A 15,584-nucleotide genomic window follows, 5' to 3' on the forward strand; every position below is an offset into this window, starting at 1 on the left:
ATTCGCGGATCTTCCCTGTTTTAACAGACGCTAGCGGGGAAACTGGAAATACAGCCAGATTTCTAAACTGGATCGAAGATATATTGAACCAATAATTCGTGCGGACACTTCTTGCCAACTGAGCATTCTCAAGGGAAATTACTCGCTATGCTCCCGATTTTTCGGTGAGCAAGGCGTTATGTGAATCAGTATTCTTAGTGGTGTCAGCCGGGGCCGTTGTGACCAAGCCAGCCCAGAAAACAGATTGGGGTGGAGTAGGTACTTTGCTTATCCTGACAGTTATCTCTGGGAAGTAGCGTATAATCTGCTGTTTTGGGTCGGGCCATCAGATGAGCAGCCGGTATAACAAACCGCAGAAATACGCGGGAAAGTCAGGCCTTCGGACGCCCTTGTCAGGGTGTTGCTGTGCTCTGCGTTATGCCGCCAACAGCGTTGCATATGCTAGCCTCAAACGGTAAAGAAATACCAGGAGTAACGGAATGAAATTTATAAACGCCTCAAGGCTTAGCCAATATATAGCCCTGCCTTTTGCTTGTACTTTCTTATTGGTTGCATGTGACCGTTCCTCTATAGAGACTGAGAATTCAGATTTAAATAATGAAAAGACCATAATGACGCAAGGTCTGGATATTTCTTTATTTAAAGATGAAGCTTTTATTAAAGATCCTGAAATAGTCGATTGCGAAACAAACGCTGGCACCAAAACCACTTGTTACAAGTTAGTTTCATCAGGTGGCCCCGCAGGGCGTGAGCCTGGTGATTTTTGCCCAAGAAATATCACTGATGGGGCTGATGTATCGGGTGGCTGGTTTAGTAAAGATGGAGCCGGGGATCTGGTTGATTTAAGCGGGGAATTTATTGCCAATCTGGCAAGCTATTATGATGACCCTAATTGGAAACTCTATGATCCAGAGACAGGTAAAGTACGTTATACCGCGACAAAAGAGGCGTGTTTTGGGGCTGCAAAGCCCGATGTAGAGGAACAATACAAACAAAACTGTATCGAGTGTGAATTGGCTTACCTTGATGATGATTTTTCACGCACATATCTGATTCCTACCCAGCCTATCCAGGCTGCCAAGCCTGAACGTGTTCGAACCGTAGGTATTGCACTTGATGGAGCTGAGCTTGCAGGGCCTGCTCCGGTTGATGCTATTTTAGGAAGCTACACCATTGCTGCCTTTGATGATTGCGGTGGCCACATCAATGCACATCAAGGGTATCATTATCATTCAACAACAGGTTGTACCGATACGCCGGTTAGTGATGACGGATATGCGCCACTGATAGGTTATGCGCCTGATGGCTATGCTATTTACGCTATGCTTGATGCTCTGGGTAATGAGGCTGAATCGCTCGATGAATGTCGCGGCACGAGCGACTCTGTCCGTGGATACCACTATCGTGCCGCCAGCCCTAGTGAAAATATGATTATTGGTTGTATACGAGGTGAGTTTGTCCTGCCTGAAGGCGGCCCTCGCGATGGTCAACGTCCACCACCTCCACATGAAAAACAACACTAATAAATGAGGTTGATTTAATGAAAAACAATTTATTCAGCATCTCTATTTTGTTGTTATCCAATGCGATGTGTTCTTGGGCTTATGCACATTCACTTCCACTCAACAGTATGGCGATAGAAGCTTGCCAAGCGAAAGAAAAATCTCAAGATTGCCAATACTCAGGTCATCATAATGATTTGTATATTGGCACCTGCCAATTAGCAACGGAAACAAAGCTTATTTGCGTAAGAAATAAACCAATTCAAAAAATTGAAGATGATATGGTGAAGCTCGAAGTAAATAAGAAAATCGAAAATTCCAATGAGCATAACCAGCAAATGCAAACGACACAGTAAACTGTGCGGCTGATTTGGGCGTTATATCCCATGCCGGGAGCTATGGAAACCATAGCGATCATTCTCCTTCTATCGTTTATCGGATTGGCAGCGCTGTATTGGTATTGGGCAATCACTCCTTATGATGTCCTTCTCGACTTCGCAGTCGGAGGCGTACTCGTCCTGCGGGCGGTTGGCAAGTTCAAGTCTGTTGGTTTCTTCAAGCGAGTGAATGGCTCGAAGTTCGCAACGTATGACAGCCGGCTGTTTTCGCCTTTCTGTCTGTTAGCTGGCAGGGCGTTCTTGGTACTGGCGGCAGGCAGGATATAACAAGTCGCTGGACCGCCGACCTCCAAAAGTCGGGACACTGTTGATGCAATGTGGCCAAGGCATAGCGATTGATTGACCGCAGAAAGTATTAATCGCAACAAGGCCTGGCTGTTGTATTACAACCCGGAATACTTGAAGAAGCACCATCATATAACGGGCTGTGATGTGGCCATACACGTAAAAACGTGCGCGTTTTGTCAGAGTTAATTGATTGTTTTTCCATCAGCTGTTAGCGTATATGGCTGAAGTAAGGGGCATGAGCGTATCGGAGAAAGTGCTTTGCGTGCCATCAAGGATGGGAAAATGCGCATGCGCGTTTATTTAGTCGGGTAGGGACGATTGGGCAGATAATGAAATCAGCAATAAAATCAAAGGCTTAATTAATATTTGCAACAAGATGAGCCACTGATAAAACGTGCATGCTCAGAAATAGAACTGTTAGATGTTCACAATCACAGAATTTAGAGTTTGGTTCACCAAACTGAAAACGACTTGGGAGTATGGACTACAGTAAGTATCGAGGTCGATGCGTCGCTCGAAATAGAACTATCAACTGCCCCTTTGGTAACTTTGGAACAGGAGAAAGTAGATATGAAGAGCAATAGTAATAGCAATATTATGAAAAACGTAAAAAGTGGAATCGTGGCGTTTCTGGGGGCCTGGTGGTAGATTCTATTTCGAGCGAGTCGCAGCCAAAAATACTTTTGTAGTCTGCCTGGGAGCACGCCATGGGGGTTCGATTCCCCCGATCCCTCCATATAAATAAGGCTAGGGAAGCTCTACAAAAGCCTTTCGATTGCTTGTATCTACGTCAAATCAGTCATTTAAAACGACCGAATACAGTTCAGCATTCCCATTTTTATGGGTGATAGCCACATGGTCGGGCTATTGACCTGCTTCAATCCAGCAGTGCTTTCTGAACCCTCAGTAAATTCGCAAAACCCGCCAGTGTCATCAAGCGCTCCGTATTCTTGAGCAGTCCTCGATATCGAACCTTGTTATATCCAAAGACCTGTTTGATCACCTTGAACGGATGTTCGACCTTGGCCCGAATGCTTGCCTGTAAAGTCTGTTTCTTGGCTTCCAATGACGATACCTTCAGCTTTTTACGTTTGCTTGAGCGCAGAGGGTGTTCAAAGCTCTTTGTCAGCATAATTTTCAGATGAAAATTTTACGTTAAAACCTAACAGAGGAGGGCCAGGAAAAGAACATGCCATGTTATCGATGGCTTAACAGGGCTTATCAATATGATTAAATCAGTTTCAATCAGCCTGCTATTGGTGGCTGCATCATATGGTGATTGATTGACCGCAGAAAGTGTTAATCGTAGAGAATGCCGACCACAAGGTCTGGCTGTTGTATTACAACCCGGAATACTTGAAGAAATGTCATCATATAACGGGCTGTGATGCGCTTATCGGTAAGCTATCCGGTGTACTGGGCGCATTGTCACAAGCGGCGGTTCAGTAAGCACCAGCGCTGTAAATCAGTTCATAGCTGTGGCTGTAGATTTCCAGAATATTGCCGAACGGGTCTTCCATATACATCATGCGGTAAGGCTTCTCTCCTGGATAATAGTAGCGTGGTTTTGCCATACGTTTTTTACCGCCGGCGGCGACAATACGCTCAGCCAGTTCTTCTACATTCGGATCTTGTACGCAGAAGTGGAAAACGCCGGTTTTCCAGTATTCAAAGTTGTTGTCCGGGTTACGCTGGTTGTTGAACTGGAAAATCTCCACACCAACCCGATCGCCGGTCGACAGGTGAGCAATACGGAAGCTGCCCCAGCCTGCACCGAATACGTCGGTGCACATGTCACCGATGGCGCTGTCGTCTTCTTCTATATCAGTGGGTTGCATGATGAGATACCAGCCCATCACCTCGGTGTAAAACTTAACGGCGGCATCCAGATCCGGTACCGAGATCCCAATGTGTGAAAAATTGCGCGGGTAAACCTTGCTCATAAAGTGTGCTCCTGTATTGAGTCTGAGCACAGGTTACAAAGCCATAATGATTACGTAAAATTATCAAATATGATCAAAATGGTTATTTTTTGTAATGATTAATCCGACCTGGCTCCGCACTTTTTGTACTCTTGTCGAGGTAGGGCACTTTACCCGCACGGCCGAGAAGCTGCACATGACACAATCGGGTGTCAGTCAGCAGGTACATAAGCTGGAAGAGCAACTGGGGGTGGAATTACTGCAGCGACAGGGCAAGCAGTTTTCGCTTTCTGATGCGGGTGAACGGCTGTACCGCGAAGCGCGCGAGATTTTACTGGCGCTGGCAAATCTGCAGCAGCGAGTTGCTGCAGACCCGGCTTATGAAGGTGGGGTAAGAGTCATGTCGCCGGGCAGTGTTGGCCTGAAACTGTATCCTCAGTTACTGGCTTTGCAATGCACGCATCCCAAGCTGGTGATTGACTATCGCTTTGCCCCTAATGCGGATGTGGAGCAGGCCATTGCCGATGGCAGTGCGGATATCGGGTTGATGACCTCAAAGTCCAGTCTGACCGATGTTCGTTGCCAGGCCATCGCCGAGGAGCCGTTATGGCTGGTAACGCCGTCGGCCTTGCTTGAGCCGAGCTGGGAATCCTTGATGGCGTTGGGATTTATCGATCACCCGGATGGCTGTCATCATGCGGATTTACTGCTGGGGGCCAATTACACGGAGTACCAGCACAGCCAGCTGATACCCAAACAGGGGTTTTCCAATCAGATTGGTCTGATTCTGGAGCCGGTCAGTCTGGGGTTGGGTTTTACTGTGTTGCCAGCGTATGCGGTGGAAGCGTTCCATCGGCCAGATTTACTCAAGGTGCAGCCGCTGCCGAACCCGGTGAGTGAAACACTGTATCTGTGTGTCACACGTCAGAAAGTGCTGCCCCGCCGGATGCAGGTGGTTATTAACGAAGCCAGCCAATGGCTTGACTGAATAGGGCTTGAAGGTCAGTCCAGCGCTGCATCACACAGTGCCAGCCAGGCAGTCAGTCCGGCGGTTCTGAATTTCTTTTTGTGCAATACGATGTACAGGTTGCGGCCAAAGTCCCGTTGGGGAGTACTGACTTCGCAAAGGTCGCCACGGCGAAAATTATCTTGCAGTGCAATACGTGACAAGCAACTGATGCCCAAGCCAGCCTGAACCGCCCGTTTAATGGCTTCAGTGTGTTCCAGCTCCATGGCAATGTTCAGATGGGGCAGCAAGCCGTACATTCCGCGGTCAAATGCTTGACGGGTGCCAGAGCCTTCTTCTCGCAGAATCCAGCGTGCTTGTTGCAGCTGGTTATCTTCGGCCTGTTCTCCCTGGGCGAGAGGGTGGGATGGGTGGCAAAACACGACCAGTTCATCGGTTTGCCAGCGGCGGATATCCAGTTCGGGCTGGTTGATTTCCCCTTCGATCAGGCCGATATCCAGTTCAAAATTCAGTACCTTGTTGACGATGTGTTCGGTGTTGTCGACGGTGAGGGTGACTTCGGCTTCCGGGTGTTGCTGCATGTAATCGGCGACCATGCGGACCGCGAGGTAGTTGCCGATGGTCAGGGTGGCGCCGACCCGTAATTTGCCGGTGCCCTGGTGTTGCAGCAATTTGTTTTGCAGCGCCATGGCCTGCTCTGCGAGTGCCATGGCTTCGGGCAGCAGCAACCGCCCTTGTTCATTCAGTTGCAAGCGTTTGCCAACCCGGTCGAACAGTTTGAGGTCAAACTGGGACTCAAGGTCTTTCAGGGCACTGGATGCGGCGCTTTGGGACATCGCCAGGTGATCGGCAGCGCGGGTGAGATTACCGCTCTGGGCAATGGCTATAAATACTTCCAGCTGGCGCAGGGTGTATCTCATCTTCGGTATTTCCGATTATAGATATTTGAACTCCTTGTTTTACCGAAAAGTGGGCTGGCAGTACAGTGTGACCATCAATTAATGCACAACGGGTGGTTTGTACCCGTGCAGCCAACGCCATTTATCGCGAGAGAGTCATCATGAGTAAACTGATCAAGGAAACCGTCACCAGCGTGCACCACTGGAATGAAACATTGTTCAGTTTTACCACCACGCGTCATCAAGGGCTACGTTTCAAGAATGGTCACTTCACTATGATCGGTCTGGAAATTGAAGATAAGCCGCTATTGCGGGCGTACAGTATTGCCAGTGCCAACTATGAAGATGAGATGGAATTTTTCTCCATCAAGGTGCAAGACGGCCCGCTGACTCAACACCTGCAAAAGCTGGCGGTGGGGGATGAGCTGCTGGTGGGGACCAAGCCGGTCGGCACCCTGATTGCGGATAATCTCTTGCCGGGCAAGAACCTGTATTTGCTGAGCACCGGCACCGGGTTGGCGCCGTTTATGAGTATTATCAAGGATTACGAGGTTTATCAGCAGTTCGATAAGGTAATTTTGACACATGGGGTGCGGCAGGTAAGTGAGCTGGCGTACAAAGACCGGATTGAAAACGAGTTGCCCCAAAATGAATATTTTGGTGAAGAAATTCGTAATCAGCTGATTTATTACCCCACGGTGACCCGTGAGGCTTTCCGTAACCAGGGGCGGCTGACGGATCTGATTACATCCGGGAAGTTATTTGAGGATATTGGTTTGCCAGCTCCTGACCCGGAAACCGACCGTTTTATGCTGTGTGGCAGTCCGGCAATGCTGAATGATTTGACCAGCATCCTGGAAGGGTTGGGATTTGAAGAAGCCCGTGCTGGTAAAGCAGGGCACTTTGTTATCGAACGGGCATTTGTGGAAAAATAGCGAATTTTCTCAAGGCTCGACGACGTTTTCAGACTGCTCCCCCGCTTCTGGCAGTTGGCCCGGTTCGGCTTGTCGATCCGGGCTTTTTTGCGTCTGCTGGTAACAGGCCAGCCATTGACGCAGTAAGGCGTTGAGCTGTTGTTGTTCGTCTTCCTGCAGCAGGCCGGTCAGTCGCTTCATTGTGGCAGCGTGACCCTTGAGTGCCTTTTCTGTGACTATCTTGCCTTGTTCGGTCAGCTGTACCAGCAGTGAGCGGCGGTCCTGCTCACTGGGCAGGCGCTGGATCAGTTTGGCTTTTTCCAGTCGATTCAGGCGATTGGTCATGGCACCAGAAGTCAGCATGGCACTCTGGAACAGCTTGGTGGGGGTTAGTGTCCAGGGTTCACCACTGCGCAGCAGGGTCGCCAATACATCAAATTCTCCCGCGTTTAAGCCGGATTGTTTATGGCTGTCATTGATTTCCTGGCGAAGTAAATGACTGAGCCGGTAAAAGCGTCCCATCAGCTGCATCGGGCCGGTATCGAGGTCGGGCTTTTCTGTGGCCCATTGGCTGGCAATAAAATCGACGTGATCGGGGTGGCTCATGGTGATTCCTCGGCGTGCAGCCGGACAGTCGGTAAAGAAGGTAACAGACGGCTTATTTTGCTGCCTGTGGTGAAGATAGTCGACAGCGAGGGGTGGGTAAAGTATCTTTACCTGAAATATCTTTGTTTGAAGATAAATTCAAAGCTGATTCATTCGGGAACCTGTGTTTATGTTGAAGTACGGCCTTATTGCCTTGATTGCTCCACTGCTGTGGGGCACGACGTACTCCGTTACACAACACTGGCTAAGCGAGGTGGACCCAATCTGGTTGTCGGCTTTGCGTACGTTATTACCCGGCGTGATGTTATTGCCATTTATTCGTATTGCCCCTTTGTTGCTGCGCTGGCGTCAGGTGGTGGTCTTGGGCACGTTTAATATCGCCCTGTTTACCGTCTTGCTGTTTAAAGCGATCCAGCTGTTACCCGGTGGCGTGGCGGCGACATTGGTGTCGACGGTACCGCTACAAATATTGCTGATTCGTTGGCTGCAAGGGCGAGCACCGGCACTGAGGCAGTTGCTGGCGGCGGTCGGTGGTGTTGCGGGTGTGGCGCTGCTGGTGTGGCAGGCTCCGGAACCGCTGAACTGGCTAGGGGTGATGTATGCGTTGCTGGCGGGGTTGTCGATGTCGATTGGTATTTTGCTGATTCCCGTGCTGGGAGCTGGTATTGCGCCCTTGGCAATGGCGACTGGCCAATTCCTGTTTTCTGGCGTGAGTTTGACCGTGTTGGCGTTCATGACTGCTGCACCGTTGCCAGAGATCACCTTACCGGCGGTGTTGGCGATGGGCTGGATCGGGCCGCTTGGGATGGGCGTCGGTTATTTCTGCTGGTTTCGGGCCATGGGGCATATTCCGGTGGAGCGTTTGAGTTTTCTTGGTTTATTGAATCCACTGGTCGCCGTGCTGTGTGGTCTGATGTTGATGGGGGAAACGATGACTCCGACCCAGTTGCTGGGCATGGTGGTGGTGCTGGCGTGTGTTGTGGCGGCCCAATGGCCAGTGAAAAAAGCGGTAATGGCACCGGTGTGAGCGAATTGTGGCAGGTGCAGATGGCAGGTGGTGTCCGTCCGTCATGAAGAATCATGGAGAAGGGAGAGTGACTGAACTATCCTGTAGCAGTCTCTACTTTCTCGTGGTCGTGCCTGTGATAACAATCCTCCCTGTTGGTATATTTTGCTGTTGGCGAACGTTGGCCCGTGGGCTGTTGCTGGTGATGTTGCTGGGCAGTGCCCGTCTGGCTGCTGAAACCGTGGTGGGTCCATCGGCTGAGGTTGCCGGCACGGAGCTGGCAGACAAGCCTGAGGAGTCCATCAGCGCGTCCCGGTTATGGCGGGATGAGTTAAATGACCAGCAGGAGACTCCGTGGCTGGAAGATGAACCCCTGAAAACAGAAACCGTAGACGTCGAGATGATCTCGCCGGATGAATTCAAGCCAGCGATCCAGAAATATTATCCGCAGATGATACGTAAACGTCAGGTCGAAGCCTTGGCAGCGAACAGTCCTCATGTGTTGTTACCTCATCGGCCTAATTATGTGATGCCATTCACCTATCAGAGCAGCCCGAACAATCAGGAAGTCGAACGCCTGTTCGAGCATTATTCTGCCGATGATACATCGTATGACGGGGGCTTTGATCATGTGGAAGTGGTGATGCAGTTCAGCATCAAGTACGAATTGCTGGAAGGGATTCTGACCAAGCTTGATCGACTTGAAGTCGCCTATACCAACCGCTCTTACTGGCAGGCCTATAACTCCGATATTTCCAGACCCTTTCGGGAAACCAACCACGAACCAGAGATTATCTACTCCTGGCAGCCGGGTATTGACTGGCTGGATCGTGTGGGTATTGGTTTGAATCACCAGTCCAACGGTCAGACCAGTTCGTTATCCCGTAGCTGGAACCGGGTTATTCTTGAAGGGGCATCCGCTTTTTCGCATGGAATTTGGATGGGCAAGGTTTGGTGGCGTATCCCTGAAGGCAAGCAAGCCGATCCGTATGATCCATCCGATAACGATAATCCGGATATTGAAGATTATCTGGGATATGGCGAGCTGCGTTATATGCGGGTTTATGGTCAGCGCTCCGTGGGCATTATGTTGCGTAACAATCTGGATACCACAAACAATCGTGGCGCCGTCGAAATGGATTTTACGTTTCCTCTGACGCGCAAGCTCAAGGGTTTTGTGCAGTATTTTAATGGTTATGGCGACAGCCTGATTGACTACAACCATTGGCAGGAGCGGCTGGGAGTCGGTATCAAACTGACGGACTGGTTATAATCATGACTTTTACCGCAACGGGAACGATATGATTCGACTGGGCTTGATTGTCAATCCATTGGCTGGAATCGGTGGGTCGGTGGGTCTGAAAGGCAGTGATGGTGCGGAGACTATTGCCCAGGCGCTGGCGCTGGGAGCTGAAAAAAAGGCCGGATTACGGACGTTGCAGACTCTGCAGCGACTGGCTCCGCTGAAGGATCAGTGCCAGTTTGTCAGCTGCCCTGGGGATATGGGAGCGACCTGGCTGGCACAAGCCGGGCTGACTTGTTCGCTGCTGGATCTGCCGTCAACTGACGGCCGTCAGAGCACTCGTGACGATACTCTGAGCGCAGCGCGACTAATGCTGGATGAAGCTCTCGATGTCCTGTTGTTTGCTGGCGGAGATGGTACCGCCAGAGATATTTGTAGCGTGGTGGCTGATCAGTTGCCAGTGCTGGGTATTCCCGCCGGGGTCAAGATCCACTCCGGGGTATACGGCATTACACCGGTGGCCAGTGCAGAGGTGATTTGCCAGCTGGTGAACGGCGGGCTGGTGGATATCCGTGAAGCAGAAGTACGGGACCTGGATGAAGACGCCTTTCGACAGGGTGAGGTACGGGCACGACATTATGGTGATATGCGAGTGCCAATGGCCGGACATTTTATCCAGGCGGTCAAACAGGGAGGCGTGGAGCAGGAAACACTGGTTCTGGCGGATATCGCAGCCACGGTACAGCAGGAAATGGACGATGGCTGTTTGTATCTGATCGGCTCAGGCAAAACCACCCAGGGGATTCTGGCAGAGATGGGGCTGGACGGTACATTGCTGGGCGTAGATGCCGTGCTTGATGGTCAGCTGATCGGTCGTGACCTGAATGAGCAGGGTATTCTGGCACTGCTGGATGTTTACCCGCAACGTCAGGCAGTGTTGAGTGTGATGGGAGGACAGGGGCATATTATTGGCCGTGGCAATCAGCAGTTCAGCCGCACGGTGCTGACGCGTATCGGTCGTGACAATATCCTGCTGGTATCGACCAAAACCAAAATCACCGCGTTGTCAGGCCGACCGCTGGTGATCGACAGCGGAGACAGTCTGTTTGATGCACATTGGGCCGGTACCATGGAAATCCTGACCGGTTATCAGGACCGTATCTTGTATCCTGTGGGCTAGTAGGCAGTTATAGGTAAGAAACTGCTTGGCTGGAGGGAACCTATGGATTTTGTGGTCGTCTCTGTAATTCAACCGCTCAACATGAAGGAGCCGAAGGATGCCTGTGCCAATTCAGCTATATTGCTGCGCGGTTTTGAGTGTGTTTCAAGCCCAAGTAACTTATGTTGTTCAAAGCAGGCCGAGCAGACCGTCAGTATGGCTGTTGGCTACCATTTTGTCAGTGTTGGGTTCATGGGTACAGGCAGGCGAAGAAAGCGTTGATCGGTCTGCAGCGATTAAGCTATTACAGCAGGCCAGCTTTGGCCCTAGTCCTGATAGTATTGCTGCAGTGATGTCGAAGGGCATTGAAGACTGGGTTGATGAGCAGCTGGTACTGCCACAAAAATACAGTCAACTGCAGCGTACGATTCAACTGGCGTTAATGGAGGATCCTTCCCGGAATTGGTTTGAAACATCCAGTTTTAATTCTCAAGCAATACCTCGTGTACGAGACTTTCAGCAATCAGCTTGGTGGGAGCAAGCACTGACAGCTAAGGATCAACTACGCCAGCGAGTGGCTTTTGCATTAAGCCAATTGGTTGTAGTTTCTATTAATGAGCCGCCATTACAGGTGCGAGCAGAAGCCTTGGCGGCATATAACGATTTATTGCTTAAATATGCCTTTGGCAATTATCGGGATCTGCTGTCAGCGGTCACTTATTCTCCGGCAATGGGTATTTATTTGTCTTATCAGGGAAATCGTAAATCAAACCCAAAAACCGAGACATCTCCAGATGAAAACTATGCCCGCGAGCTGATGCAATTATTTACTATCGGGCTGTATAACCTGAATCTGGATGGTTCCATTAAGACAGATAAACAGGGTAATCCGATACCAGTTTATACACAGACAGATGTTATGGAATTGGCCAGAGTATTGACTGGCTGGGACCTACGAGGGAACAAGCACTATGGTGGCAGAAACCAGCGTCAGATTTTGGTTGTTGAGCCACTGGAATTCACCAAAAAGTTCCATGATTTTGGTAGCAAGATACTGTTGGGTGAGCCAATCGAGGCGAACCTGACAGGTAAGGCGGATATTGAAAGAGCCTTGGATATTTTATTTGCCCATCCGAATGTGGGTCCTTTTGTCAGTAAACATCTGATTCAGAGGCTAGTGTCATCGAACCCATCACCAGAGTATATCGGCAGAGTCAGTACTGTGTTTAATGATAATGGCAAAGGAATACGAGGTGATATGGCAGCAATGGTTCGGGCTATTTTACTTGACTCTGAAGCTAGAGACCAAACCTCTGAGGCGATGAAACTGAAAGAGCCAGTGCTGGCATTGTCGGCAGTGTTGAGAATGCTTGATGTTCAGCCTGCAGAGCCTTGGGAATCGATTCATGGTGGGCAGATGCATGATGTGATTTGGTTTCGTGATCTGGGCATTGGCCAAAATGCTTATCGCTCTCCTTCGGTATTCAATTTTTATTCTGCCGATTATCAGCCCTCTGAAGCAGGCTTTGTCGAACGGCAGTGGGTTGCTCCAGAAGCTGAAATTCTGGATGTTGAGGCCTTGGTTGCATTCAGTAATATCCTGCGGCACATATTATTGAGGAATGACAAGCAATCGCTGGCTATTCGAGGTGAAAAATATGCACGTAATATTAATAAACAACGCCGAAGACACCACGTCAATTTATTGGTAGATACTGGACCATGGTTGAAACGACTGGAATTGGCATTGGAAAATGACAGTAATGGAGACTTTTTACGGTTGAATAGCGATAACGTGGCACGCCGTCGAGCACTGGATGCGGTATTGGATCAACTGGAGTTGCCTATGTTAGGGAAAACGATGCCAGAGCCAGCCAGAACACGTCTGATTGAGTATCTTATGGTGCCTCAGCAACCTAAGAATCCTCGTTTGGAAGCACTCCAAATTATAGAAGATAGTATCCGGTTATTGGCTGCCATGCCGGAATATTGGACTCAGAACTAATTTCGAGGAGTATCTACTATGTCAGACCAACGTCCTTTCTGCGGGTCTCGTCGTCACTTTCTGAAACAATTAGCAGCAAGCGGATTATTATCAGCGACGGGAACTGGCATAACACATCGGGCTTGGGGAAATGACTCCGGTTCTTTGTTGTTACCTACAGATACAGGCTATAAGGCTTTGGTTTGTCTGTTTTTATCTGGTGGCAATGATTCCTGGAATTTGTTGATTCCATCCGCAAATGAAAGTAGTGAGGTGGATGTCGGTTATGGTTATCAAACATATGCTTCCCGCCGTGCTGGTATGGCTGTCAAGCAGCAGCAGCTGGATCTCCCTCCTGAGCAGGTTGGTAGTGCAGCAGCGAATCCGTATTATGATCAAAACAATGTCGTTGGTAGCTATTTCAAGGGGGTGTATCGGGTAGGTAAGCAATGGTCGGTTAACGGATGCGCACCAGAATTGGCTCGTTTGCAGCAGCAAAATCAGTTGGCTTGGATTGTTAATTCGGGGGTGTTGGTAAAGCCGATCAATCGTCAACAGTATGGATTGGGAGGCTTACCATCCTTTTTGTTTGCTCATAACCATCAGCAGCGCTATCTAGCGACAGCAGATGGCACAGCTACTGAATCGCTGGGCTGGGCTGGGCGTTTGGCAGACATGTGGCTATCGGGGGCTGCCAAGGGGATTAATAGTGGGCATCTGCTGGGTATGAATATGGCGATAGGGAGGAGAAAGCCGATGTTTGCATCAGCACTGGCTCCAGAGAGAGTTATCCCGATTGGTAAGCCTTTAAAAATGGATAGAATCAGCAAGGTTGGTTCGGAGAATGAACAACACCGAGCTGATGTGCTGAATGCTTTGAATGCTTTTCCTCGTCGAGGTTTATATGAACAACTGTTTGCTAACCGCCAGCAAACGATCATTGAGATGCAGACGTTGCTGGATGTGGAGTGGGGCAATACACAGGACTATTCGTTATTACAATTGGGCAGTTATGGTGAGTCATTGTTCAGCATACCAGACGCCGGTTTGATTGGTCTCAGTAGTGAAGTACATGCTGGATTGATGCGGCAGCTTGAGACTGTTGCTCGTATGATAGAAATTGGCAAACGGCAAGGTTTACGGCGTCAGGTATTTGCAGTCTCTCTGGGGGGGTTTGATACTCATGCCCAGCAAGCCAATAAACATCCATTGTTATTGCGTAATCTGAGCTTGTCTATCTGGCACTTTCAGCAAGCAATGAAAGAATTAGGCATGGAAAATAATGTTACTCTCTATAGTCAGTCAGATTTTGCCAGAACTCTGCAAAACAATGGTGATGGTACGGACCATGCTTGGGGAGGGCAGCAATTTGTTGTTGGCGGAGCTGTTAACGCTGGTATTTATGGGCAGGTACCGGATTTACGTACAGAAAGTCTGCAGTCTGTGCCAGATAAGCGAGGTCGAATGATCCCGAGTTTGGCCAATGAACAAACGTTGGCTTCTTTGGCAAGCTGGTTCGGTGTTAGTGATTCTGATATGCCGTATTTGTTTCCACATCTGGCTAATTTCCAGAGTTCAGAATCAATATCTTCAGCTTGGCTGGATTTGATGAAGAATGGATAATCTGGATATTGGACTACATGTATTACAAAAAATAAGGACTGGCTTACTATATAATAAGCCTTCTTGATATTCTGGATATCATTTTTTTAGTAATGCCGGCAAGTAACTGCTTTAAATATTGGGCAGATTTATTATTTTATACGTACTATTATTGGGTGGCCTAACCACCATTCCAATAAAGGAGTTGTTATGTCTCAGTCTTTAGTGATCGATTTTGTGTCCGATGTGGTATGTCCCTGGTGTGCCATTGGTCTTGCCAGTCTGGAGCGGGCATTGGAAGCATTGGGTGATGACGTGGATGTTTCGATTCGTTTTCATCCTTTCGAATTGACGCCAGGCATGGGCAGTGAAGGTGAGTATGTCGGGCCATATTTATCAAAAAAATATGGTCTTTCTGCCGCACAGGTAGCCGACAATCAGGCGCAGATTACTGCTCGTGGGACGGAGGTTGGTTTTGTATTTGATTTTCGGGACGACAGTAAAAAATACAATACTTTCAAGGCGCATCGGTTATTACACTGGGCTGGGTTGCAAGCTGGTGATGCTCAGCTGGCGCTAAAAAAAGCCTTGCTGCTGGCGTATTTCAGCCATAACCAGAATCCGGACGATATTGAATTGTTGTGTGATCTGGCCCAACAGGTGGGGTTGGATGCTGAAGCTGCGCGTAGCGTGCTGGAAAGTAATCAGTATGCTGAAGACGTGCTGGATGCGGAGCAATATTGGCAGCAACAGGGCATCAGTTCGGTGCCGGCGATGATTTTTAATAATAGCTATCTGGTGTCTGGCGGTCAGCCAGAGGCCGCATTGACTCGGGTGATACAGGAAGTCTTACGACGCTCCGAGGCGGCTGACTAGCCTTTTTAGGCTGGTGGTTGGTCAGGTTGATTGAGTCACCAGTGGTATGTTTTTAGTCAAAGTGGTTTCCAGTTGTACTCAAGAGGTTTAAGTTTGGGCCGTTAATTTCTGACTTTCAGAGTTTTGTTAACGCTTTATTAACCTTTGTTCGTACAGAATTCACCGATAGACATAAGCTGGTTATCAACCCGCTGTACATGTTGATCTGAATTGACTGA

General features: G+C 49.2%; 14 protein-coding genes and 1 pseudogene. 11 read left to right on the forward strand and 4 right to left on the reverse strand.

The window, feature by feature from the left end:
- Positions 1-479 precede the first annotated feature (479 nt).
- From Q8W24_RS08365 to Q8W24_RS16905, 3 genes are read left to right on the forward strand one after another with little or no spacing between them, the layout of a single operon-like run.
- Entirely contained in the window at positions 480-1,523 is a 1,044-nt protein-coding gene (locus tag Q8W24_RS08365) for a YHYH protein (protein WP_305475019.1), read from the forward strand.
- A 17-nt stretch (positions 1,524-1,540) separates the two neighbouring features.
- Positions 1,541-1,858: a hypothetical protein gene (locus Q8W24_RS08370; RefSeq protein ID WP_303433479.1), complete on the forward strand. Its 318-nt coding sequence runs from the start codon at positions 1,541-1,543 to the stop codon at positions 1,856-1,858.
- Between the two features lie 42 nt (positions 1,859-1,900).
- Positions 1,901-2,167 carry a DUF3995 domain-containing protein gene (locus tag Q8W24_RS16905; protein ID WP_370693317.1) on the forward strand — a complete coding sequence of 89 codons (267 nt, stop codon included), beginning with the start codon at positions 1,901-1,903 and terminating at the stop codon, positions 2,165-2,167.
- Between the two features lie 898 nt (positions 2,168-3,065).
- Here Q8W24_RS16905 and Q8W24_RS08375 read toward each other — a convergent pair.
- Positions 3,066-3,281 (reverse strand): annotated as a pseudogene (locus Q8W24_RS08375) (transposase); the annotation flags it as partial.
- Between the two features lie 349 nt (positions 3,282-3,630).
- Positions 3,631-4,131, reverse strand: a complete 501-nt coding sequence (locus Q8W24_RS08380) for a lactoylglutathione lyase family protein (RefSeq protein WP_305475020.1) — start codon at positions 4,129-4,131, stop codon at positions 3,631-3,633.
- A 94-nt stretch (positions 4,132-4,225) separates the two neighbouring features.
- Between Q8W24_RS08380 and Q8W24_RS08385 the strand changes: the two genes are divergently transcribed.
- Complete coding sequence (locus tag Q8W24_RS08385; protein WP_305475022.1) at positions 4,226-5,098, forward strand: LysR family transcriptional regulator; 873 nt, start codon at positions 4,226-4,228, stop codon at positions 5,096-5,098.
- A 14-nt stretch (positions 5,099-5,112) separates the two neighbouring features.
- Here the strand turns inward: Q8W24_RS08385 and Q8W24_RS08390 are convergent, their stop codons facing one another.
- On the reverse strand, positions 5,113-5,997 hold the full coding sequence (locus tag Q8W24_RS08390; RefSeq protein WP_303433477.1) for a LysR family transcriptional regulator: 885 nt from the start codon (positions 5,995-5,997) through the stop codon (positions 5,113-5,115).
- 140 nt (positions 5,998-6,137) lie between these two features.
- Here Q8W24_RS08390 and Q8W24_RS08395 point away from each other — a divergent pair, with 140 nt between their 5' ends.
- Positions 6,138-6,911 (forward strand): ferredoxin--NADP reductase, encoded by a 774-nt coding sequence (locus Q8W24_RS08395; protein WP_303433476.1) that lies wholly within the window; start codon positions 6,138-6,140, stop codon positions 6,909-6,911.
- 9 nt (positions 6,912-6,920) lie between these two features.
- On the opposite strand, the gene Q8W24_RS08400 is transcribed toward Q8W24_RS08395, so the two are convergent.
- Positions 6,921-7,496, reverse strand: a complete 576-nt coding sequence (locus Q8W24_RS08400; protein ID WP_303433475.1) for a MarR family winged helix-turn-helix transcriptional regulator — start codon at positions 7,494-7,496, stop codon at positions 6,921-6,923.
- 169 nt (positions 7,497-7,665) lie between these two features.
- Here Q8W24_RS08400 and Q8W24_RS08405 point away from each other — a divergent pair, with 169 nt between their 5' ends.
- The 6 genes from Q8W24_RS08405 (at position 7,666) to Q8W24_RS08430 (ending at position 15,366) form a co-directional block, all read left to right on the forward strand.
- A complete protein-coding gene (locus tag Q8W24_RS08405; protein ID WP_303433473.1) occupies positions 7,666-8,523 on the forward strand; it encodes a DMT family transporter in 858 nt (285 codons plus the stop codon).
- A 160-nt stretch (positions 8,524-8,683) separates the two neighbouring features.
- Complete coding sequence (locus Q8W24_RS08410) at positions 8,684-9,775, forward strand: phospholipase A (protein WP_305415423.1); 1,092 nt, start codon at positions 8,684-8,686, stop codon at positions 9,773-9,775.
- A 28-nt stretch (positions 9,776-9,803) separates the two neighbouring features.
- A complete protein-coding gene (locus Q8W24_RS08415; protein WP_305415422.1) occupies positions 9,804-10,925 on the forward strand; it encodes an ATP-NAD kinase family protein in 1,122 nt (373 codons plus the stop codon).
- Between the two features lie 97 nt (positions 10,926-11,022).
- Positions 11,023-12,909, forward strand: coding sequence for a DUF1800 family protein (locus Q8W24_RS08420; RefSeq protein ID WP_305415421.1), 1,887 nt, complete (start codon positions 11,023-11,025; stop codon positions 12,907-12,909).
- Positions 12,910-12,927: 18 nt separating this feature from the next.
- Positions 12,928-14,511: a DUF1501 domain-containing protein gene (locus Q8W24_RS08425; protein WP_305415420.1), complete on the forward strand. Its 1,584-nt coding sequence runs from the start codon at positions 12,928-12,930 to the stop codon at positions 14,509-14,511.
- A gap of 189 nt (positions 14,512-14,700) precedes the next feature.
- Positions 14,701-15,366, forward strand: coding sequence for a DsbA family oxidoreductase (locus Q8W24_RS08430; RefSeq protein WP_305475025.1), 666 nt, complete (start codon positions 14,701-14,703; stop codon positions 15,364-15,366).
- The last annotated feature ends 218 nt before the right edge of the window (positions 15,367-15,584 follow it).

Origin of the sequence: Oceanobacter sp. 4_MG-2023 (genome assembly GCF_030689165.1) — a bacterium.
In the GTDB taxonomy this organism is placed as follows: Bacteria; Pseudomonadota; Gammaproteobacteria; order Pseudomonadales; family Oceanobacteraceae; genus Oceanobacter.